At 60.5% G+C, this 19,822-nt stretch carries 26 protein-coding genes and 1 pseudogene; 15 read left to right on the forward strand and 12 right to left on the reverse strand.

Annotated elements, in window-relative coordinates:
• The first annotated feature begins 92 nt into the window (after positions 1-92).
• Positions 93-746: a glutathione S-transferase family protein gene (locus tag H5J25_RS04520; RefSeq protein ID WP_202094934.1), complete on the forward strand. Its 654-nt coding sequence runs from the start codon at positions 93-95 to the stop codon at positions 744-746.
• 39 nt (positions 747-785) lie between these two features.
• Here the strand turns inward: H5J25_RS04520 and H5J25_RS04525 are convergent, their stop codons facing one another.
• Together H5J25_RS04525 and H5J25_RS04530 are read right to left on the reverse strand one after the other, a co-directional pair.
• Positions 786-1,412, reverse strand: a complete 627-nt coding sequence (locus H5J25_RS04525; RefSeq protein ID WP_202094935.1) for an SOS response-associated peptidase — start codon at positions 1,410-1,412, stop codon at positions 786-788.
• Between the two features lie 53 nt (positions 1,413-1,465).
• Positions 1,466-1,735, reverse strand: coding sequence for an HU family DNA-binding protein (locus H5J25_RS04530; RefSeq protein WP_202094936.1), 270 nt, complete (start codon positions 1,733-1,735; stop codon positions 1,466-1,468).
• A 732-nt stretch (positions 1,736-2,467) separates the two neighbouring features.
• Between H5J25_RS04530 and H5J25_RS04535 the strand changes: the two genes are divergently transcribed.
• Positions 2,468-3,205, forward strand: a complete 738-nt coding sequence (locus tag H5J25_RS04535; RefSeq protein WP_225883346.1) for a hypothetical protein — start codon at positions 2,468-2,470, stop codon at positions 3,203-3,205.
• A gap of 27 nt (positions 3,206-3,232) precedes the next feature.
• Here the strand turns inward: H5J25_RS04535 and H5J25_RS04540 are convergent, their stop codons facing one another.
• Entirely contained in the window at positions 3,233-3,916 is a 684-nt protein-coding gene (locus tag H5J25_RS04540) for a hypothetical protein (RefSeq protein WP_225883347.1), read from the reverse strand.
• 383 nt (positions 3,917-4,299) lie between these two features.
• Between H5J25_RS04540 and H5J25_RS04545 the strand changes: the two genes are divergently transcribed.
• On the forward strand, positions 4,300-4,896 hold the full coding sequence (locus H5J25_RS04545) for a hypothetical protein (protein ID WP_202094939.1): 597 nt from the start codon (positions 4,300-4,302) through the stop codon (positions 4,894-4,896).
• Positions 4,897-5,118: 222 nt separating this feature from the next.
• Positions 5,119-5,445, forward strand: a complete 327-nt coding sequence (locus H5J25_RS04550; RefSeq protein ID WP_225883348.1) for a hypothetical protein — start codon at positions 5,119-5,121, stop codon at positions 5,443-5,445.
• 139 nt (positions 5,446-5,584) lie between these two features.
• On the opposite strand, the gene H5J25_RS04555 is transcribed toward H5J25_RS04550, so the two are convergent.
• A complete protein-coding gene (locus H5J25_RS04555) occupies positions 5,585-5,983 on the reverse strand; it encodes an ANTAR domain-containing protein (RefSeq protein ID WP_202094941.1) in 399 nt (132 codons plus the stop codon).
• Positions 5,984-6,651: 668 nt separating this feature from the next.
• Between H5J25_RS04555 and H5J25_RS04560 the strand changes: the two genes are divergently transcribed.
• The 3 genes from H5J25_RS04560 to H5J25_RS04570 are packed head-to-tail and all read left to right on the forward strand — an operon-like array spanning position 6,652 to position 7,662.
• Complete coding sequence (locus tag H5J25_RS04560; RefSeq protein WP_202094942.1) at positions 6,652-6,909, forward strand: hypothetical protein; 258 nt, start codon at positions 6,652-6,654, stop codon at positions 6,907-6,909.
• A 47-nt stretch (positions 6,910-6,956) separates the two neighbouring features.
• Positions 6,957-7,238 carry a hypothetical protein gene (locus tag H5J25_RS04565; protein ID WP_202094943.1) on the forward strand — a complete coding sequence of 94 codons (282 nt, stop codon included), beginning with the start codon at positions 6,957-6,959 and terminating at the stop codon, positions 7,236-7,238.
• A gap of 52 nt (positions 7,239-7,290) precedes the next feature.
• Complete coding sequence (locus tag H5J25_RS04570) at positions 7,291-7,662, forward strand: low affinity iron permease family protein (RefSeq protein WP_202094944.1); 372 nt, start codon at positions 7,291-7,293, stop codon at positions 7,660-7,662.
• A gap of 116 nt (positions 7,663-7,778) precedes the next feature.
• On the opposite strand, the gene H5J25_RS21560 is transcribed toward H5J25_RS04570, so the two are convergent.
• Both H5J25_RS21560 and H5J25_RS04580 read right to left on the reverse strand, forming a co-directional pair.
• The gene (locus H5J25_RS21560) at positions 7,779-7,988 is read right to left on the reverse strand and encodes a helix-turn-helix domain-containing protein (RefSeq protein WP_202094945.1); all 210 of its coding nucleotides are present in this window, start codon (positions 7,986-7,988) and stop codon (positions 7,779-7,781) included.
• 57 nt (positions 7,989-8,045) lie between these two features.
• A complete protein-coding gene (locus H5J25_RS04580) occupies positions 8,046-8,516 on the reverse strand; it encodes a cyclic nucleotide-binding domain-containing protein (RefSeq protein WP_202094946.1) in 471 nt (156 codons plus the stop codon).
• Positions 8,517-8,735: 219 nt separating this feature from the next.
• Between H5J25_RS04580 and H5J25_RS04585 the strand changes: the two genes are divergently transcribed.
• From H5J25_RS04585 to H5J25_RS21795, 4 genes are all read left to right on the forward strand, one after another.
• On the forward strand, positions 8,736-8,924 hold the full coding sequence (locus H5J25_RS04585) for a hypothetical protein (RefSeq protein WP_202094947.1): 189 nt from the start codon (positions 8,736-8,738) through the stop codon (positions 8,922-8,924).
• Between the two features lie 320 nt (positions 8,925-9,244).
• The gene (locus tag H5J25_RS04590) at positions 9,245-9,634 is read left to right on the forward strand and encodes a hypothetical protein (protein WP_225883349.1); all 390 of its coding nucleotides are present in this window, start codon (positions 9,245-9,247) and stop codon (positions 9,632-9,634) included.
• Positions 9,635-9,803: 169 nt separating this feature from the next.
• Complete coding sequence (locus H5J25_RS04595; protein WP_202094949.1) at positions 9,804-10,208, forward strand: nuclear transport factor 2 family protein; 405 nt, start codon at positions 9,804-9,806, stop codon at positions 10,206-10,208.
• A gap of 105 nt (positions 10,209-10,313) precedes the next feature.
• Complete coding sequence (locus H5J25_RS21795) at positions 10,314-10,646, forward strand: GFA family protein (protein WP_202094950.1); 333 nt, start codon at positions 10,314-10,316, stop codon at positions 10,644-10,646.
• A gap of 467 nt (positions 10,647-11,113) precedes the next feature.
• On the opposite strand, the gene H5J25_RS21565 is transcribed toward H5J25_RS21795, so the two are convergent.
• Both H5J25_RS21565 and H5J25_RS04610 read right to left on the reverse strand, forming a co-directional pair.
• Entirely contained in the window at positions 11,114-11,422 is a 309-nt protein-coding gene (locus tag H5J25_RS21565; RefSeq protein WP_404829577.1) for a PEPxxWA-CTERM sorting domain-containing protein, read from the reverse strand.
• A 346-nt stretch (positions 11,423-11,768) separates the two neighbouring features.
• Positions 11,769-12,539, reverse strand: a complete 771-nt coding sequence (locus H5J25_RS04610; RefSeq protein WP_202094952.1) for a c-type cytochrome — start codon at positions 12,537-12,539, stop codon at positions 11,769-11,771.
• Positions 12,540-12,942: 403 nt separating this feature from the next.
• On the opposite strand from H5J25_RS04610, the gene H5J25_RS04615 reads away from it, so the two are divergent.
• A complete protein-coding gene (locus tag H5J25_RS04615) occupies positions 12,943-13,731 on the forward strand; it encodes a hypothetical protein (protein WP_202094953.1) in 789 nt (262 codons plus the stop codon).
• On the opposite strand, the gene H5J25_RS04620 is transcribed toward H5J25_RS04615, so the two are convergent.
• The 3 genes from H5J25_RS04620 to H5J25_RS04630 form a co-directional block, all read right to left on the reverse strand.
• Complete coding sequence (locus tag H5J25_RS04620; RefSeq protein ID WP_202094954.1) at positions 13,718-13,915, reverse strand: hypothetical protein; 198 nt, start codon at positions 13,913-13,915, stop codon at positions 13,718-13,720. The two genes, H5J25_RS04615 and H5J25_RS04620, sit on opposite strands and share 14 nt — an antisense overlap.
• Before the next feature lie 262 nt (positions 13,916-14,177).
• Positions 14,178-15,998: a M48 family metalloprotease gene (locus H5J25_RS04625; RefSeq protein ID WP_202094955.1), complete on the reverse strand. Its 1,821-nt coding sequence runs from the start codon at positions 15,996-15,998 to the stop codon at positions 14,178-14,180.
• Between the two features lie 128 nt (positions 15,999-16,126).
• The gene (locus H5J25_RS04630; RefSeq protein WP_202094956.1) at positions 16,127-16,708 is read right to left on the reverse strand and encodes a LemA family protein; all 582 of its coding nucleotides are present in this window, start codon (positions 16,706-16,708) and stop codon (positions 16,127-16,129) included.
• Between the two features lie 118 nt (positions 16,709-16,826).
• Between H5J25_RS04630 and H5J25_RS04635 the strand changes: the two genes are divergently transcribed.
• Both H5J25_RS04635 and H5J25_RS04640 read left to right on the forward strand, forming a co-directional pair.
• On the forward strand, positions 16,827-17,513 hold the full coding sequence (locus tag H5J25_RS04635) for a PspA/IM30 family protein (RefSeq protein ID WP_225883487.1): 687 nt from the start codon (positions 16,827-16,829) through the stop codon (positions 17,511-17,513).
• A gap of 1 nt (position 17,514) precedes the next feature.
• The gene (locus tag H5J25_RS04640) at positions 17,515-18,477 is read left to right on the forward strand and encodes a hypothetical protein (protein WP_202094958.1); all 963 of its coding nucleotides are present in this window, start codon (positions 17,515-17,517) and stop codon (positions 18,475-18,477) included.
• A gap of 203 nt (positions 18,478-18,680) precedes the next feature.
• Here the strand turns inward: H5J25_RS04640 and H5J25_RS04645 are convergent, their stop codons facing one another.
• Entirely contained in the window at positions 18,681-19,544 is an 864-nt protein-coding gene (locus H5J25_RS04645; RefSeq protein WP_202094959.1) for an aldo/keto reductase family oxidoreductase, read from the reverse strand.
• Positions 19,545-19,632: 88 nt separating this feature from the next.
• Here H5J25_RS04645 and H5J25_RS20550 point away from each other — a divergent pair.
• Positions 19,633-19,809, forward strand: a pseudogene (locus H5J25_RS20550) (LysR family transcriptional regulator); the annotation flags it as partial.
• Positions 19,810-19,822 lie beyond the last annotated feature (13 nt).

Genomic DNA, 19,822 nt, shown 5'->3' on the forward strand with positions numbered 1-19,822 from the left:
GAGCCATGTACGCGAACGGTGATGGTGAACTCGGGTAGTTCGGGGGCCGGGCCGCCCGGCGCCGCAATGGTTGACGAGCCGGAGGAGTTACGATGTCGCTGACACTCTACGCCCATCCTTTTTCCTCCTACAGCCAGAAGGTTCTCATCGCGCTCTGGGAAAACGGGACGCCCTTCGCTTACCGCCACATGGAGGAACCCGGGGCTGGAGAGGAATTGGTCCAGCTATGGCCGATCGGAAAGTTCCCGGTGCTACTCGACGGTTCCTCGACCATCGTTGAAACCAGCATCATCATCGAGCATCTGGACCACTATCATCCCGGGAGTGTCCGCTTCCTCCCGGAAGATCCAATTGATGCGCTGGAGGTAAGACTACTCGACCGGTTCTTCGATCAGCATGTGATGAACGCGGCGCAAGTCGCGGTGAACGAGTCGTTGCGCCAAACGGCAGACCGGCTCGACGAAGCGAAACAGACATCCGCAGCGGCGCTGGAGCGAGCCTACTCTTGGTTGGAGCGTCGACTTGCCGACCGCGAATGGGCCGCAGGTAATTTCTTCTCGCTCGCCGACTGTGCCGCGGCACCTTCGCTTTTCTATGCCGACTGGGTGCATCCGATCGACAGCATTTTCCCGAAGGTGCGAGCCTATCGCGCAAGGCTTCTGGCGCGTCCCTCCTTTTGCCGGGCCGTAGAGGAAGGTCGCAGATACCGCTCGTACTTTCCACTCGGTGCGCCTGATCGGGACTAAACAGAGGGAACCGGGTCGGTGCATCCTATTGGGTTAGCTTCATGCCGACACCTGCATGAGCTGTGACGGATAGGGTGCGACTAGTTTCTGCGTCACTTCCCACGGCGCTGTCAGCCAGTCCTCGTAGTCGGCGTCGTCCAGCATCACGGGCATGGCCTTTGGATGAATTGGCGCAACGATGCCATTCGGCTCGGTTGTAAGGAACCCGTAGGCGTTTCCCCGTTCGGTTGGTCGCCAGATTCCGGCCAGCGCGAAGATCGGACGGCTTGGAACTTCAAACCAGTGCAGTGGCTTCTTGCCATCCCCTCCCGGCGCGATGCCGAACTCGGAGAAGGACGTGACCGGCACGAGGCAGCGTCTTGCCGGGTTCGTCAGCATCGATCGCCAGAAGCCGGAGCTGAGGTTGCGCACGTTCGTTACGTACTTGGTCAGCTTGATCGCTGGGTCGCGCTTGCTTGGAACCTGCGTCGGCACGCCCCATTCCATTCGCTCGATGGTGCGCGCCCTCCCGTTCTGCACGATGACGGTTCCGTAGAACTGGGTCTTGTTCCCCGTTGGGAAGATGTCGGGAACGGGAAACGTGACATCGGGCTCGTAGGGGGAATGTACCCCGAACGTAGCTGCTATCTCGGCCTGCTTGGCGGTGAGCCTGTACCGGTTGCACATCGGCTTATCCTCCGGGAGGACGCCGGCAAGCCAGGCCCGCCGGCGTCCATCTGTCAGAGCTTGTCCTTCAGGCCTTTGGCGGCGGTGAAGGTGACCTTCTTGGAGGCAGCGATCGTGATCGCTGCGCCGCTAGCAGGATTACGACCCTGTCGTTCAGGCCGATCCTTGACCGCGAACTTGCCAAACCCCGGGATAGAAACATCGTCGCCCTTGGCCGCCGCGACGGCGATCTGATCGAAGACCGCCGTGATGGCAGCCTTCGCCTCCGCCTCGTTCGACCCGGTTGCTCCCGCCACACCCTTGACCAGTTCGCCGATATTCATGGAATCTCTCTTTCGTGTTGTTTCGGCAGCGACATTACCCTGCGGTGCTGCGGATACAACGCCCGTGATTATCTTGGATGGTGTTCCAGCCGAATGGCCATGACCGTGCCTTGATACGGCTGTGTTTCATGGAAGAATGAGGCCGATGCGTCAGGTCGATCATTCGACGAAGGTTTCGCTCAAGCGCTCGGAGGGCGGTAAAACCAGGACAATGTACCGATCAATTGGTGAACGAAAAAAATCACTGTCCTACATATAACCAAATAGGTGATTACGCTTTCCACGATTTGAGGAGTGTGGTCATGATATATATCGATTCGCAGATGGTAATGGCCGTTGCCGCCGTCGTATCGAGCTTGGCGGCGTTGATATGGTCTGTGCGTCGAAAGGCAGACTGACTGGCACATCGAAGTCGTGCTGCGACTGGTCTTGCGTTAGTTGCGATCGCCATGCTGATTGACGGTGTGGCAGCCATTGCCGCACCTGATCTTAGGCGATCCATTCAGCCCTGCCGCGACACTTGCCGGATTTGGGTGAAGCCGCTCCGTCGGATGAGAACGCCGATAGAGCCGCGCCGCGTTAGTATATCCTGCCGATTGGGATCCCGGAGGGTCGCCAGAAGCTGCCGATGTGGGGCGTCTTTCGGAGATCGCCGTTGAAAGGGTTGAATGGGAAATATCGCTCTTTTGTCGCTTTCAGTACCGACACGCTTTCGCAGTGAGGGGGAACCCGGTGCTGATCGACTTTGATAGGCCTGAGACATGGCCGGCGGACGTCGTCGACTTCCTGAGCGGACATCTGGAGGTTCTGTGCGACTGGCTTGGTGACCAGCAGTTCGCTTCACCAGATCAGTTCGATCAGATCATCGGCGAACTGGCGGAAGTTATCCGCCCCCACGACATCCTCGCTTGGCATTGCACGCGCCTGACAGCGAGAGAGGCCGGTGTGATCCGGGCAGAAGGGATGTTCCTGCCGACGGTCGAGACCTTGATGATGCGGATTGACGCAGCACAGGCCGAAGGCGCGTTTCCGCCTGCGGTGGCGGAGGGCTTCCGACGACGACACCAAGGCGGTTCGCCAACCCGGACCGGACGCATCTGGTTCCTGTTCACGCGCCCCTGCAACGACGAAGGCGTAGCCGACTTCTTCCGGTTCTGGGGCGGGGAAGCGATCTACGCTGCCATCGATCGGGACCCGAAGCTGGGACCAGCGCTTCGTTCGACGGGCATTCCTTCCGTCGTCGAGGCGGCACTGCCAGTCAGCTACTTCGTGGACGGCCTTGGCCTCGAGATCGACATGGCGGAGAAGTTCTGTGCCTGGCGCGCTGGCCGCAGAGGTTCCGGCATACCTCACGATCGTACGCGCGTTCCGATCCCGGCCGAAATCATCCGCAGGATCATCACCTTCGACGATCTGGAATTCGCGGTCCTGACCGGCTGCGCCAGCTACCACGATCCGCTGAAGAACTAGCCGACGTGACGAGGTCTGGCTCCTGAGCTACTCGGATAGTCGCCCTGCCAAATGCCGCATCAGTCCGCGCACAGCGTCGAAGATTTCCTTCGAACGTTCCTCATCGTAGAAGCTTCGGCCGTGCATCGCGTGATTTCGCCACGCGTTCTTGATCGCTCGGAAGTACGATGCCGCCTCTGCTGCCCATTGCTCCTCGTCGGCTCCGTCTGAAGCCTTCGAGGTCGCGCGGAGGCTACTCTCGATCTGATTCAGCTGCTTGTTCCAGTTCGCGCCGTCCGCAATGCCGACGTGGACCGAAAGCGCAGCGAGCGGCGCTTCAAGCGCGCGCATCAGGTGCATCACCGCACCGGTCCAGCGGCCGACAGCCAGGCTCTTGCCGGCTTCGACGATGTCCTCGGCGCTGCTCGGGAACGCATCGTCGACTGCGCTGCCGAACAGGGGGTCGACCTGATCGTAAAGACCCGCGTTGCCGGGGCTCAGTGCAAACAGTGGCCGCGCGTCGAGCTCGTCCCGGAAAGTCCTGAGGAGATAGTCGAGACCGCCGATCAGTTCGTCCAACTCCCGCTCGCCGAATGAGAGGTGACCCTTCTCTGGATGCGGAAATTTCTGGAAAAGGTGGCTGAGATCAGTCGCTGCGGCGGCGCACGCCACCATGCCGAGACTTTCCGCGGCGTCCCGCATCGCCGTGGCGCCCTGAATGATCGCAGCCATCTGGTCCAGGCTCACTTCAAGCTCTGCCCCATGGTCGCGGACCTGTCGCCGCCCGACCTGGAGATACTTGCAGCTGCCCCCGATCAACGACGCGCTTGCGACGAGGTTGCCGGCGGGAAGACGGATCATGGGCGTATCCTTGGTTGTCGATAAACCATAGCAGACACGTGTCGGCATTATTCGATGAGATCGAGCCGGAATGACGGCATCTGGTTCAGGGAACGCAGACCTAGGGGTCGTCGGGTGCCTCGCTCATGCGACCGCTCGCGCTCGGCGGGCGGCCGACACGATGCTATGGCCGCTTTGCCGGGGCGGGGCCGACGGTGGCAACGCATCGGATCTACGTCACTCCGATTGGTCTTTCGCGATGAGGCAATAGATTAGTGCAGGATTTTCAACGACCGGACGATCAGACGGTGGCGGAACCGTTCGAAGGCCTCGCTGCGGATGCTTCTGCAAGGCTGAACCGCCTTGCGGAAACCGTACGTGCTCGTCGCCCAAAGAGCGTGGGGAGCCTCGACTTCGAACTCGGGTGGCTTGCTGAACCAGCGAAGCTATCAGAGATTGACCGTGAACTGAAGGCGTGGGTGAAAGGCAAAAGTCGGTTTGTCTACCGTTTCAAAGCGCTGGAACCGGACTCCTACGTCAAATTGACTGAGGCGTTCGATGGAAAGCCGCTGAAGACCGGAGACAAGGATCTAAGATACAGCCGCATGAATGCGCCAGCTTCGCCACGTGCGCTCTACGTCGGATCGAGCAACGGCAGGTTCGCCGATCGAATTAGTTGTCATCTCGGGCGCTTGGCTGCCGCTGGAACCTACGCCATGAAACTGGCTCAGTGGGCGACTGCAGTGCCGGCGACCATGAGATTCGACTACTGGTCGTACGCCAAGGACATCGATCAAATCGAACTCGAAGCACTCGAGCAGGAACTGTGGGACGCCTGCACTCCGCTTCTGGGCAAGCGGAGCGGCAAGTAGCGACATCCATCATTCGAATTTTGTATATCAGTGCCCGCGTGTGGCTTCGGTGCTGCGCCACCGAACATCGACCGCCGGCCATCTCCGAATTTATGTTTAGGTCTTAGCTCGGCTTCGTAATCACAGATCGTACGGTGCAGACTTCGTCTCGAATAGACTAAGTCGTGCTTCCAGCCGTGGTTTCGGGAACGCCTTCGACGGCGCGGCATCGCCCTCCAACTGGTGGGGCGGAACCGGGACGGTGCCCGCTTCCTGATGCTTGCGTCCACCTTGGAGCGCATGCCGCTCGGACTACGCCCGTTCGGGCCGACGCGCAGCGGGATGAAGACGTTGCTGATCGACGCCCCGCCACGACGCATCGTCTCGTCGACGCTCACTCTGCTTGCCGGCGGGGAGGGGACAGCGCTTTCTGCGCTTGGATACCACCGGGTGGACGCCACGCAAATCGACGTCGATCTGCCATTCGGCTTCGTGCTGGACGGCGAACACTTTCCTCCGGGTAGCTATCACGTCCGATCAGGAACGCCCGTTAGTTTCCTCCGGGCGTGAGAAGAAGCGTTTCGGGGGGCGTCCGCTTATGCGGCGAAGCATAAGCTCTCAGGAGGCGGCTCCGATGTTCAGGACGCTGCGCCCGACGGAGGCGGGTAAAATCCGTATCAGGTTGATAGAGGCTGACAATTGGTTGTGATCAGAGCGGGCTGGTCGAATGTGATCTGTTCGATTGGCTGACGACAGCCTTGATGTGGTCGACGACCTGATATGCCGCAAAGGGTGCCTGCAAGGTGTCTGACGTAGCGAAGACCGGTGTGTAACCGCCTCTCGTAACCAGCAATAACGGTATGCCAGCAGCGGATATCGCATCCCGCCCGGTGAAATCTTTCGACTCATAAATCTGCGCATCGAACACAATCGCATCAGGCATGGCCGTGAAAGTGCCGAGCATGCTGTTCGCCTGTTCGACAGATCGGGCAGGACCAGCAATGCTAGCGCCCGCTTCGATCAGGCTCGACGTGAGATAGTCCGACAGGAAGCCGTCCTGCTCAACCAATAGGATACGAGATCCAGAAAGGGGAAGGTCAGAGGGCATCTAACCGGTTATCTGGGGGTCGGCTGAGTTCGCCAATAACCTGGAGCAATAGTCGAGTTCAGCGGAATGCTGCTCATTCCGAACGTCGCAATTCAGGCTTATAGTGGTATCGGCGCCGCATGGCGTGGATCTGTAAGATACGGGGGCATTCTCCGGCTGGCGGCATCCGCAACGAGGAGCTCGAGTTCGCAAGATGCTCACGCTGTCGCGCGGAAATGATCCTTCAGCCAGGATGTGAGTGGACGCCCTTGCCGGCCGGGCTACGTGTCGTCTGGCATCCGCCCGGACATCAGGGACTTCACTGGAGCAAGGCGATAAGCCGGCGATCGAAATCGTGACCAGTCGATGTTTCAGCGCCGGCGCTCGTCCCCTCTATCCGAATCGTTCCCGGTTCGTTCACATGCGCCATGGTTGGCGCACCCAAGTCCTTATCGGATCTGCACCGCGTGGAAGCGCAGGTTCGCGTAACGTGCCGCGGCTGTAAGGCCACCGAAATTTGGGATCTCGATAGGCTGATCGCCCACGTTCGCGAAAATGGTGGCAATACGGCGTGGCGAGCAGCGCACCTAACGATCAAGTGCCCGCACCGATGCTCGTCGCCGCTGATAGTTCTGGCACCAATACCTTTCGGCAGGAAGCGCGCCCGCCGAACTGCTCACCGCACTGCCTTGATCAATCTGGCGCTTCAGATCCTCCAAGACGCCGCGCATCGATCATCCTCCGAAGGCGTAGGAACCGTCGAGGTCCGACTCGCCCTGCACGTTCTACGGCCCTTCACGAAGGATAGCGCGTCCCTGATCGAGTTCTGGACGGCCGCAACTGCGCAGCCCCGGCATCCGTGGACCGGTTGCCACCTGCCCTATCGCCTGATCGTGCAGCAGCTGATCGATCGCGGGGAGGCGGTCGACAAGGCGCGCCAGCCTTAGCCTATACAAGGATTGCGGATCTCCCGGCTGGCGCGCACCGTACGCTGATGCGCGGAAAACTCAGCGAACAGCATGAATACGAACTCGACCGGGCTTTGCTCGACGAACACGGGCCCTCTTATATCGACACGATCTGTTCGTTCGTGGAGGGCATGCGAGCCGAGGGTCGCGATGCCGACGCCGACGATGCGATGAGGCAGTGCGCGCGCATGTGGGTAATCTTGCAGTCGGATCAGGAATTGCTCGCCGACTGGCACGCAATCGACGGCGAAGCCGAGGAAGCGGATCTGCTAGCTGCCGAGATCAATCGACGCGGCCTGGATCTTTGAGCACGAAGAACGCGCGGCGAGCGATCCTCGCGGTGCCTGAGAGGTAGCAATCATGTGGAAGCGACTGAACGAGGTTGGTGGACGCGTCGCGGGACGGACCGCCGACATGGCGGGAGCGCCGCTCGCCATCATCCTCACCGCGGTGTTCTGCGCCGGTTGGTATCTGCGCGCCGGCGCTGCCGGGGAGAACACTCTAAGCCTCATCCTCTCGGTTTGCTCGATCACCTTGACGCAGATGGTCCTGAATGGACAGCGACGGAGCGAGCAGGCGCTTCACCTGAAGATGGACGAGTTGGTATATTCGATGGAGGGCGCCCGTAACGAGGTTGCCGGCATCGAGGCGAAGTCCACGGACGATCTGGAAGCGCTGCGACGATCGGGCGACGCTGCCGGCAAAGAGCTACGTGGTCGCGGGGTCGACTGATATGGCAAACGGTATGAGCGGAAGCGTCAAGGCCACCGGCTTTCCGGTGATGCTATCAATCGGAGCCTTTGAGAGGCCGCCATCGGTTTGCTAATAAGAACTAGGTATCCCTACTATCAGGACGAGAACGCGGGCCGTATGTTCTCAAGGGGAAGATGAAGATACGCTCGGCTGAAGCTGCCGATGGCTGCCAAGCCTGTCACGTCGAATATCCTTAGCTGTCGCTTGCGATAGATGATCAGCCCCTCAGCGGCGAATGTCCTCAACGTACGGCATACATGGACACTGGCAAGCCCGGTCGCGTCCCCTAATTGGGCTTGGGTCATAGGAACTCATGATAAGCCCCTACACTTATTCCCCGAGCGCTCGCTCGTCAGACAAACTCACAGAGTAGGCGTGCAAAACGATGTCGGGCGTGCCGACAGGCTACGTTGACCAGCCATTCCTGCATGACCGCCGCCTTCTTCGAAGCGTCCATCCATAGCGCACGGCCGATCGCGGGGGCGCTCGAACGCCACCCGTTGAACGTCCGCGCGACTGATCTCAACGGTTTGCAATCGTGTAAGAGCCTGGACGTTGTGGTCAGTCAATCGCAGGAAAAGCTTATGTCCGTCGCTCGTGTCTCCGGGCATCAAAAGGGAGACAATCTGACGCTTGCCGTCCTCGGCGATCTTCTGCCCGAATGCGTGCCTCTCCGCGATGACAAAGAACATCTCGGAATTGAGGTCGCCCTCTCGCTGCAAGTACTTCGCAGGCTCATGGTAGCGGCTGAGTGCGCGAAGCCCCATAAAGGCAGCCCGGTCATCGTTCGCCACAAAGTTATGCGAGCTCAGCCGGTCGAGGAAGAGACCCACCGCATCGAGTCTCGGCCACTGAACCCTCCCCAAGCATGCAAAATCCAAGACCAGCTTCAGATCCCTGGCCCTCCAAGGGGGACCCAGATCTCTGGGCTTTGCCATAGATCTATAAGGCGGTTCGCTGTGGGTAGCCTTTAGGCTGCCCGCTTCGTTTGCTGATCTGGATCATTGCCCGGTCAGGCAATTATGCTGATTTCGTAGCCTAGGGGACCGGTCATGGCGAGAACGAAGAGCAGGGCAACGGCGGCCTGGGACGAAGAGCGGGTGGAGCTCCGCGTTGCGCTTCACTTGCTGGAGGCGAGCGGCGTGCGTGCCAGCGCCGAACATCTCGCGATAAGCACGCGCATCAAGGAACTAGACAGGCTAATCCGCGAGGAGCTCGGCTATCGGGTGGCTCGCGGCTGAACCGCGGACCCGCGGCCCGCTTGCGGATGTCGTAGCGGTGTGATGAGCTGAGTACATCTCGGCTACCGCCGGCTCAGAATTTTCGCTGGGACGCGAAGCTCTGATAACGGATAAGAGGCGCTTCAGGGGTCATTCTGTAGACCCAGGCTTCCGAGCTAGCCTCGCCCGGTGGCATTCCCCCTCAACGCAGTGCCACCGGGTGTTTGTTTCAACGGCCGCAATGGATTACTATCCGCAAAGGCTCATACCACGCGATGTCGAAAACGATCCCACGGATCCCGCGGATTGCAGCGGGATACGCCCCGCCATGCACGACGATCGTGCGCGTTGAGCGGATGTCCCGCGCGTTTACTAAATACCACCTCGACGACGGTCGGGCGCTCCACCGGTTCCGGAGGGGAGAGCCGCATGCAGATCCGCACGACCATCCGTGGAGCTTTGAAACGGAGATCCTTGCCGGGGGCTATGTCGAAGAGGTGTTCCATATAGTGCCCGGCGGCGGCTGGCGCAGCGAGTTGGTTCACCGCAGTCCCGGAACTGTGCACAAGGTGCCGGCCGAGCACATCCACCGCATCGTCGAGCTGCCGCAACGCGAATGCTGGACGGTGGTGCGAGCCGGTCCAAATGTGCGGGGGACGCGGTTCTGGCGTTTCGGGGACGATGTGAGGTCGCGCGCTTGGAACAAACGAAGGTGGCAGCACCACGGCTGATAGCGAAAAGCGTCCTCGGTTCGGTGGTCGATCTTCGCGGGCAGATCTTAGCCCGGCGATCGGTATCAACGACCCTAGCCGGTACGAGGCAATAGCCGTCAACTGCCTAGCGGAGGTGCGTCCTATGCGCGTTCTATCAATGCTCTGTTCGATCGTCGCAGCCCTGACGATGACCATGTCGGCCGCTGCTCAAACTACGGATGCAGCCAGGCAGGAGATCACAACGGCCGAGGATGCCTGGCGACAAGCGCGGATCGATGGCGATGTAGGCTTTCTCGAGCGCCTCTATGCGGAGGAGAGCCGGATGCAGGGAATCGACGGGAAGCTGCAGTCGCGTGAGGCAGACATCGACATCTTCCGGACTGGCAAGATCAAGCCAAAGTTCATCAATCACGGCCCATTGGACATCACCGTTTATGGGAACACCGCCGTCGTGACGGGAGTGGACCACCTCGGTGGAACTGCGTTTGGGCGCTATGGTGAAATGTATATTCGCTTCACCGACGTGCTCGTTTATCGCCGCGGACGCTGGCAACTAATCATCCAGCAAGGCACCTTGACGGCAGGCCCATAGCCTCACAGGTGTGCCGCGTTGACGGTTCTTGGCCGCAGCGTGAGCACATGCCGATTGGCAGGCAAGCCAGGTTGCAAACGCTTCCCCCGGTGACTACATGTCGATATGCCCGTCCAAGGAAGCTGCCACTGCGGCAATGTCCGCATCGAACTGCCGGCGCCGCCGACGTGGGTAGCAGACTGTAATTGCTCTCTTTGTCGGCGGACGGCTTGGCGCACCGCTTACTATCCGCCCAGCGACGTTGGCATCACAGGCGAGACGGTCGCCTATGTATGGGGCGATCAAATGATCGGCATTCACCGTTGTCCGGTGTGCGGCTGCGGCACGCATTGGCAGACGCTCGGAACGGATTTTGGCAAGATGGGCATCAATGCGCGATTGCTTGACGATTTCGAGGAAAGCCTCGTCGAGGTCCGGAAGTTCGACAACTTGGCGTAATCAGGCTCCGACGCTGACGAGCCTCTTCACTCACAAGAGGCTCGGGCTCTCGTCCTGTCCATTTTCTGGCGCGCTGGTTCAGGGCCGAACGTTCGCACGCAGGCGCGGTCGGGCGGGATGTTCAGAGAGCTGACGCTCAAGCTCGCTCGCGAAGGTGCGAACTATCTCAGCGTCCGCCCGACTGCTCATGGTTTCCGCGATCATGTAAAACGCGCGGACCAGATCACGCTTCTCATCAAGACTAGGCATGGTCCTCCCGGAGATCCAATCCGCAATCTAATGTCTTACGACACCGCCCAAAGTTGAGCGCTACTTCTCGCAGTACTTGAATGCTTTGCTCAATCTTTGTGATGACTTGGCACGCCTCAAAGATGGCGCACAACCCCTGCATGGGGGTAATCGGGCGGACAGCAAAAAGCCGCCACCCGTCAGGGCAGCGGCTTTCCGTTCGCCGAAGAGCGATCTGTTTAGGCGAAGGCGACCTTCGTGCTGCGACGGCGCGTGCGCATCGCTGCACCCGTCATGCCAAAGCCCGCGATCATCATGCCCCAAGTTGCGGTTTCAGGGACTGCAGTGATCGGCTGGAAGGTCATCCCCTGAAGCGTCGAGCCATCGATCACACCGAAGGTGCCCATGTTATTGAAGGCCGTCGCGTTGGTGCGGAAGATATACGTCGCGCTGTTTTCCGTGCCTGTAAGCCCGTTCGTCGCCACGGACTCCTGGTCCGACGTGCTCGGCTTCCCTCTGCTGCGCGAACCAAAGGCCATGGCCAACATACCCTCCCGCCGACTGCCGGAACGGGAAGGCATGCGCTTGATAGAAGTGGGTCATCGCGAATTCGTGGGAGGACGCATGCCATTCGGCAACTGGGAAACGACCGCTGCCGAATGGCGATCAAGGGGTGCCCGTTCCGTCTTGGGGCCAGAGGTCCGTTCAGGATCACCGACAGAGCATTCCGATTTACCGATCGGCCAATTCCAAAGCCGGTAGAACGAGCGGTGTGCCCGCTACCGTTTCTTCACGAATATGAACGGATGCCCGACAATCAGATGCCCAACCGGCCTCGGGAAGCCCGAACGGTCCTCCCTCTCGAAGATAACCTCACTACTGCAGACATTGAGCTCATCGCCGCGGAATGTGCGAGCGGGCAACCAGGTAGTGGTGTATCTCGTCGATCTCCACGTCGGTAAGGCCGACGAACCTCTCGGGGCCGTACTGCGTCATTTCGCCGAGATCGCGGCCGCCTAATCCGCGACCAGTGCGAAGCAACGTGCGGAACGCCTCCGGGTCGTAGGCCGCGGCGGCGGCGAGGTCCGGCGGCTGGCCGGGTTCCGGGTCGCGCGCGCCGTGGAGGTCCGGGCCGTGACATTCGCTGCAGGCTATCTGTGCCAGGTAGCGGCCGCGCGCATGATCGGCACCGGCGGCGGCTGGCGCACGTGGGGCAAGACGGGCCGCCTGCGTCGCCGAGTCCTGCATTTCGTGCTCGAGCGCGACTGCGAACTGCGGGCCGCGCTTCAGCGGCGGGTGGTCCACGCCCGTCGCGGGGACTGTCCGCATCCAGGCGATCAGATCGCGCATATCGGTCTGCGACAGGCGCGCGTGGACATAGGTCGGCATGAACCACAGCGCTGATCCATCCGGCCGTCGGCCGCTGCGCAGCGTCCGCTCGACCGCCGCGTCGTCCCACCGTGGAATCAGACGCGACAGATTGCTGCTCCAGGCGATCGCGAACTGAGCGTCCTCCTCCACCAGATGGCCGTCAAGCCTGTCGCCATGGCAGCTAATGCAACCTTCGATCTGCGCGATTTGGCGCCCGTGAACAGGATCCGGTACCGGTGAGCTGACGGTACAGGATGCGAGGGACAACGCCGCTGCTCCGATCAATGTCCTCATTGCCCGCTTCACCTTGCCCCGTCCATGCATCAAAGCCACGCGATGATCCCCAGTCGAGATGGCATTCGACGAATGCTCAAGGACAAACACAGAATCTCCGCCGCCACAACTGCGATCAGCCGTTGGCGAATGGATTTGGAAGATGGGATATCCCTAAAGCGTCGAGGCTCCGGTTTGCGTATCGGCCGTTCGCCTGACGAACCGGTGCCTAGCCGAAGATCGTCTTGAACTAACAAGTAAGCCGCGCTTTACCTCACGTCGATTTCCCACCGTTCCATTAAAGTTTCAAGTACTCGCGTGCGTGATCCGTGAAACGGCTGGTTGCGCTGTCGCCTATCTAAGAGTATTTTCGTCAGCGGGTCGCCCAAGAATCGAGTCTTTGATTTATTTAGGGGGATTTATAATGAAACGCATCAACGCCGTTTTGAGCTCCCTGATACTCGCTGCGTCCGTGCCGGCCCATGCCGCCGGCCAGATCGATGGAACGTGGAAGGCCGACACCGCGACCGCTAAACTATCGACGAAGCCTGACGTTTTCGTCGTCAAGGACGGCGTATACGACTGCACCTCGTGCACGCCTCCGTATAAGATCGCTGCTGATGGAAAGCCTCATTCCGTAGCTGGTCGAGACTATTGGGACGCCGCCTCGGTCGCCGTCCTGGATGCCAACACGCTGGAGTGGAAGCGCTATCGTAAGGGCACGCCGGTCAGCACTACGAAAGTCGCGGCGTCGAGCGACGGCAGCATGTTGAATCTCACGTCTGTCTCCGCGGACAACGCGTCTGGTAAAACAACGACCAGCAGCAGCATGTCGAAGCGGGTTGGGGCGGCGCCAGCTGGCGGGCACGCTGCCAGCGGCTCCTGGCTAGCCATCAATGACGGCGCTCAGATCGCAGAAGAAAACCTCACTGCGGCAATTTCCACGTCGGGCAACATGGTCACCCTGAAGCTAGGCACCGGTGAGCATTACACCGCTACACTAGACGGACCCAAGGTCGCTTTCATAGGGGACAAGGCAAACGCGATGGTCGCCCTGACCAAGGCTGGCGGGGGCTTTGTCGAGACCGACTATATCGGCGGCAAAGCCGTTGGCACATATACCTATATGCCGGTCGATGCGACGACGATGACTTTGAAAGCGGTCAACCTGAAAGCCGGGACAACCGACGAGTTTACGCTCAGGAAGCAATAAGGGACTCGCGGAAAGGCGCATCGAACAGCGTGCCGCTCTGCAGTTTCAGCGGTTGCGGCGGCACCGGCGGGTCAGCAACCCAACGCATCTCGAGGGCCGGCGTCCAAGCGTCGGCCCGATGCTCCCATGGGGTTGCCGCAGCATCGAGAGCGACGGTCGGCACAAGCACCAGCGTGGCCGCCATTGCCAGCTTCCCGTTTCGCCTCACCACCATATAGGTGCGCTGACATGGGTGTGTGGTTCAGGGAAAAAGCTGGATGGCGGGACGATTGGCCGGAGGCGCGCGTTTGGCAGGTGAAATTGGGTTTTTGCTGCTTACGGCGACCTTTCACGGCACCTCTGAAGGGGGCATCAGGACAACAATGTATTCTGTGGCGGGATCAACTCCCGTTTGGATTACATCCACAACTGCTGTTCGCTAAAATTCACGCTATTGCTGCTCCAAGTCACGTGGCTCGCAGGCTTCGGCAGGGTACGAACGCGGCCGGGTCTTGAAGTAATTCGCGAAGCTTTGCACGATCGACTGGCTTCATATCCGCAGGGAAGCCTAGCTGAGCTACCGTGGCGCGGACCCGCTCGACAGCGCGACTCTGCTGCTGGTCGTCAAGAGCCGCGCGTAGCGCATCCAGCCCGGGCTGCCGGTAGAGGGCCCAAGCGCGGTCTATTAAGGTTTCTCGGCGATCGAGATAATAGGAGATCGACGCAAAATCCGGTGTGCCGGAGGCCGTCTCGGATGCGGCACGGTTTAGGTCGGATGCGATACTTGCAATGTCGTTCCGGTTGGGCGGTTTAGCTGGACCACGTTCGATCGGCCTCGGGTCGCGTACAAAGCAGCCTAGCTTCGTCGTTTCGGCGATTATCAGGTCGACGGGCGGGGCAAAGGTTTCATGACCGTCTGCGTCGATGTACATGCCGTCGCCGGTTCTGAACACCGTGGCCTGATCCATTCGCCCACTTTGCCCCCGATAGGATTCCTGCACGTGATCATGTCCGAAACTTGCCACCGAAAGATCGGCATTAATCAGGCCGCGATTGCGCCTCGCCTTGCTCCAGTCCGCGATGTACCCGGCCAAAGTTCCTTGCTGCCCTTCGTATTCCCGATACGCGCCCGCAGTCATTCCAGCGTTACACCGCCGTTTAAAGGTGGAGGAAAATGGACTGAGTTCGCACGACATCGGCGCGCCGATCATCGTGCCAATCGGCCGCGGGTCAAACTTCGCCGCCATGGCGCGCGCGTCGCCGATTTGAGGCCAATGTATCCCGATCAGTGCTCCTACGGTCAGCACCAGGGCAAAGGTATTCCAGGAGGTCAGGCCCAGAAAGTTCTCGCGGTCGCCCTGCCGTACCCGCCCGATAGCCTGTATCGCACGTCCCCGCCGACCAAACCGTGCTCGTGCAACCGTGGCGGGCGTCGTGTTGGCGGTCCAGTCTCTGTCGGTCGGGCTCGCAGGGGCGTTCCAGACCATCGAGCCGGTGACACGTGCCAAGGCCGCCACACGCTGAGAGACCGTAGGGTGGGTTGCGCCGGTTCCACTGCTTTCCCCCGCGATCATCATCGCATCGTCCTCGGCCCGTGAGCTGTCGATCCGGTAACGCTCATCAACCTTGAGCAGCGCCGAGGCGAGAGCGGCTGGATCCTTTGTCCACCCCGCGGCCTGTGCATCGGCAACGAACTCACGCGACGATGCGATCAAGAGGCGCGAGACCTGGCCAGCGCGCAGCGCGATGCGCCCGATCAGGGTTGCTGCCAGCGACAGCGGTAGGACCGCTGGTATCGCCAAGGCGACCAGTCCGTGTACCGGAGAGAAGCGCAGGGCATTGCGAGCGTGCAACCGGGTAAGCGCCGACATGAAGATGTTGGCGGCCGCCATCAATCTGATGTCGCCGTTTTTCACATGGCTGAGCTCGTGCGCCAGGACGCCGGCAAGTTCCGCGTCGGAAAGCGCATCGATCAGGCCGCGCGTTACCACGACGACGGCCTTTTTGTGCCCGACGCCACAGGCAAAGGCATTACGCGCGTCACTTTCGATCACGCCCACAAATGGCGTTGGCAAACCGGCTAGAATGATGAGGGGTTCGATTGTGCGACACAGTCGCGGTTCATCGGCGTCATCGACGAACTGAAACCCCACCGCACGTTTGACGGTCTCCACGTGCCACCACAATTGCGCTGCGAACCACACGATGGAGGCTGCAAGCACCAAGGGTGCATACCGCAAAGCGTATCCGGACCAGCTGAAGAGCGGTGCATGATCGATGTCGAGCATGACGAGGGGCAGGATAAGCGCGAATGGCGCAATGACCTGTATCGCCAGTAGAAAAAGGAGGAAGAGCCCGGTGGATCTTCCATCATTGCTTTGGATCCAGCCATACAGGCCTGTCGCTCCCATCGCCGTTAGAACGCGAAGGAGACTGGCTCGTCCACCAGCACACGCTCGATGCCCAGATCGTAGGGCTGGCGGCTGTTCATGCGACGCTTGGAAGCGATGTAGCTACCCGGGAACTGCCGCATCATGACGTTATATTCCTCGACTGCCAGGTTGAAGAACCGGCGCGATGCAGTGATCCGGTTTTCACAGTCGACGAGTTGCTGCCGCAGCTGTCCAAATTCGGGTACGGCACGCAGCTCGGGATAGCCCTCCGCGCCGGCCAATAGCGTGCTGACTTTCAAGCTGAGGTCGCGTTCGGCCTTCAGTCTTGCCCCAGGCGCCACAGCGGCGAGAGCAGTGGCTCGCGCCTCGGCTACGCCGAGGATCAAGGTGCGCTCGTGCTCGGCGACGCCGCGGACGACCTCTACCAAACCAGGTATGATGTTGTGGCGGTGCTTCAGATGAACGTCGATATCGGCAAATGCCGTATCGCACCTCTGGTCGAGGGCGATCAGGGTATTGTTCGTCCGTGCGTAGGTCAGCACGATCCACCAGAGCGCGACGGCGATCGATCCAAGAAGACCCAGCACGATCCATATGAGTATCATCACGTACGCTCCCGCTTGGTATCGCCGCCAAGGGTAAGGGCCGTTGGTTCACAAGCCGTTATCGCGGCCAGGCTTCACGTCTTTTTAACGGGCGGGGCGGATGCTGATCGCAATAGTGATGGAGGTACGTGTGGCGGAATCAATATTGGTTCGAGTGCGGCGACTGTTGTCTGCGCGTATCGAGGATAGCGTTGATGCAATGGAGCGGGCGAACAACGACGGCGTGATGCGCGAAGCGATCCGCGAGGTAGATCGCACGATCGATGCCGTTCGCGGTGATCAGGAACGCGCAATGACACGCCGGCTTCAGGCCGCCCGCCAGACCGAGATGATCGCCCGCAAGGTAGAGGAGCTGACCGCGAAGGCGCGCTTTGCTGTAGATGGCGGACGCGACGATCTTGCCGAGGGCGCGCTGAAGCGTCAGATCGACCTGGAACAGCAAACAAGCAATCTCGCCGACGTTCAGGATCTGGCACGCGAGGAGGAAGCGAAGCTCGACGAGAGTCTCGCGGCTTTGCGCGGACGCAAGGCGCAGATGCAGGAGGCACTCGCCGCCTTCGAGATCGCCAGGGCTGACGCATCGATGGGGGGCGACGGTGGTTTCAGCCAGGCCCGGCATGTCGAGCATAAGGTCGAACAGGCCGAAGCAGCGTTCGATCGGGCGATGAGCGGTGCAGGTGGGGTCGGATTTGCGCGTGGCGACGTTGGGGCACTGAACAGCGTTGCGGAGATCGACGCGATGCAGAAGAATGCAAGTGTCGCGCAGCGGCTCGCTGCTCTGAAGCAGGCGTCAAAGGCCGCCTAGGATGATCCGGAAGCCCGACGCCCGCGATTTTCGCGAGAGCGGCACCGTTACGACCATTCGTGACGTTCATGCTGTTGCGATAGAGGGTGCTCGCGGCGTGGGGCGTGGCACGGCGCAGTTCTTCGGACGTGCCGTCATGGTGATGTTCGGGTTTGGCTTTGTCATGTCCGTGATCGGCCACGCTGGACCGGCGGGCCTTTTGTTCGCCTTTGCCGGGATCTTCGCCTTCTTCGTCTGGCGGCGTAGCAGGCGGGACAAGCGTGATCGCGCCTGGCGGGATGTCGTGGCCACGCCTTCTCGTATCGACATCACCAGCATTTCGCCGGAAAGCTACGACCTGGCGCCGGGGGCGGCAGGGCGAGCGGCCGCGAAGGCGGCGGTGCCCGCCATCCTGTTGTTTCCGACCAGTGCAATCGGATACATGCTTCCGTTCGCGATCGGCGGCATCCTGTACCTCTCGCTTGCAATGCTCATAGTTGCCCGGCTTGTAGGCGACCGCACAATCTTGAAGTACGATCGGGAAAGCATCACGGTCAGCGGGCTGCTTCGGCAGAACACCATCCTGTGGGACGATGTCGCGGACATCGAGGTTCGCAAATCCTCGGCCTTCAACTTCAAGGTGTTGTTTAGCAGCGGGGCCACCCGAAACCTCGTCGTCGAGGGATATCGCAACCGGCTCGGCGGCTCTCGTAAGATGTATATCCCCGTCGACTTGCTCGGACTCGGCGAGCGTGAGCTCGCCGGCCTGATGTCGCGCTTTCTGCATCTCCAGGGTCAAGGGCATTCGACCGCGTCAGTCGCCGCCTTTGATGCCGTATCGCCGCCGGATATTACCGCAACGTCTTCGGTCTTCGATGCTGACGAAATAATGGGCAGGTACCTGACAGAACGTGCTGTGCTGACAGCGGCGCATCGATCAGAACAGATGGCCACACGGCCCGTGTTCGGACGTAAGCGAGCGTAAGAAGTGCCGTTCGAATGGAACTTATTCCCGTCATCAATCGCGAGTCAACGACCCCAAGGACGTGGCGTCGCTTCCATGAACGTCGGTAAGCCAAGCGTGCCTGGAACCATGAATGGATGTCCGCTTTTAGGGGTGTCGAGATTAGCTCAGAGTGATCGCAAGTGGATCTTGCCCGCCTATGCATGGCGGCAAGACCCATCTTACTATCCAATCGAGTTCAGTTCAGCGATCGCATCTTCGGGCAAGGTCAGCGATGCCACGGCGAGGTTCTCGTGCAGATGCGCCACGGACGACGTGCCGGGAATGAGCAGGATGTTAGGGGCGTGCTGCAACAGCCAGGCAAGAGCTACCTGCATCGGCGTTGCATGAAGTCTCGCCGCGACTTTCGACAGCGCGGCCGATTGAAGCGGATTGAAACCGCCAAGCGGGAAGAACGGGACATAGGCGACGCCCTCGCCAGCCAGTCTCTCGATAAACGCATCGTCAGTGCGGTGCGCGATGTTGTACTGGTTCTGGACGCAGACGATATCGGCAATGCCGCGGGCTTCCTCGAACTGGCTAGGGGTGATGTTGCTCAGGCCGATATGGCGGACCAGTCCTTGGCGTTGAAGATCGGCAACAGCCCTCAGCGGAGCCGCGAGCGAACCCTCTGCTGGGCCATGCACGTCGAACATCAGCCGCAGGTTGACGACATCGAGCGTTTCGAGGCCAAGGTTGGTCAAATTGTCCTCCACCGCGCGCTTTAGCTCGTCCGGCCCGAACGCCGGCAGCCACGAAGCGTCGTGCCCACGGCGTGCACCGATCTTGGTCACGATCAGCAGGTCGTCGGGATAAGGCGACAGCGCCTCCCGGATCAATTGATTGGTGACGTGGGGACCGTAGAAATCGCTCGTATCGACATGGTTGACGCCGGCCGCAATTGCCGCCCGCAGAACGTCCAGCGCCTGTTGGTGGTCGCGCGGCGGGCCAAACACGCCCGGTCCAGCGAGTTGCATCGCGCCATACCCGATCCGCTTCACGCTGCGCCCGGCCAGTGAGTAAGTACCGGCGGTTTCAATCGTCATCATCAGTCTCCTGTTATGACGCGTAGATACGAGTTGCGGATTACTCAGATAAGTCGGAGTGATCCGTACGGGCTGTACGGAAAACCGAACGATGAAGGCTGACCTTGGCGACCTCAATGCCTTTCTTGCCGTTGCGCAGGCTCGGGGGTTCCGAGATGCGGCCCGCAACGTAGGATCAAGTGCATCGACCCTAAGCGAAGCCGTGAGGCGGTTGGAAACCAGGTTGGGGGTCCGCCTGCTCCACCGTACGACGCGAAGCGTCAAGCTGACCGAAGCAGGCA

The sequence above is a fragment of the Sphingomonas aliaeris genome, assembly GCF_016743815.1.
Classification (GTDB): domain Bacteria; phylum Pseudomonadota; class Alphaproteobacteria; order Sphingomonadales; family Sphingomonadaceae; genus Sphingomonas; species Sphingomonas aliaeris.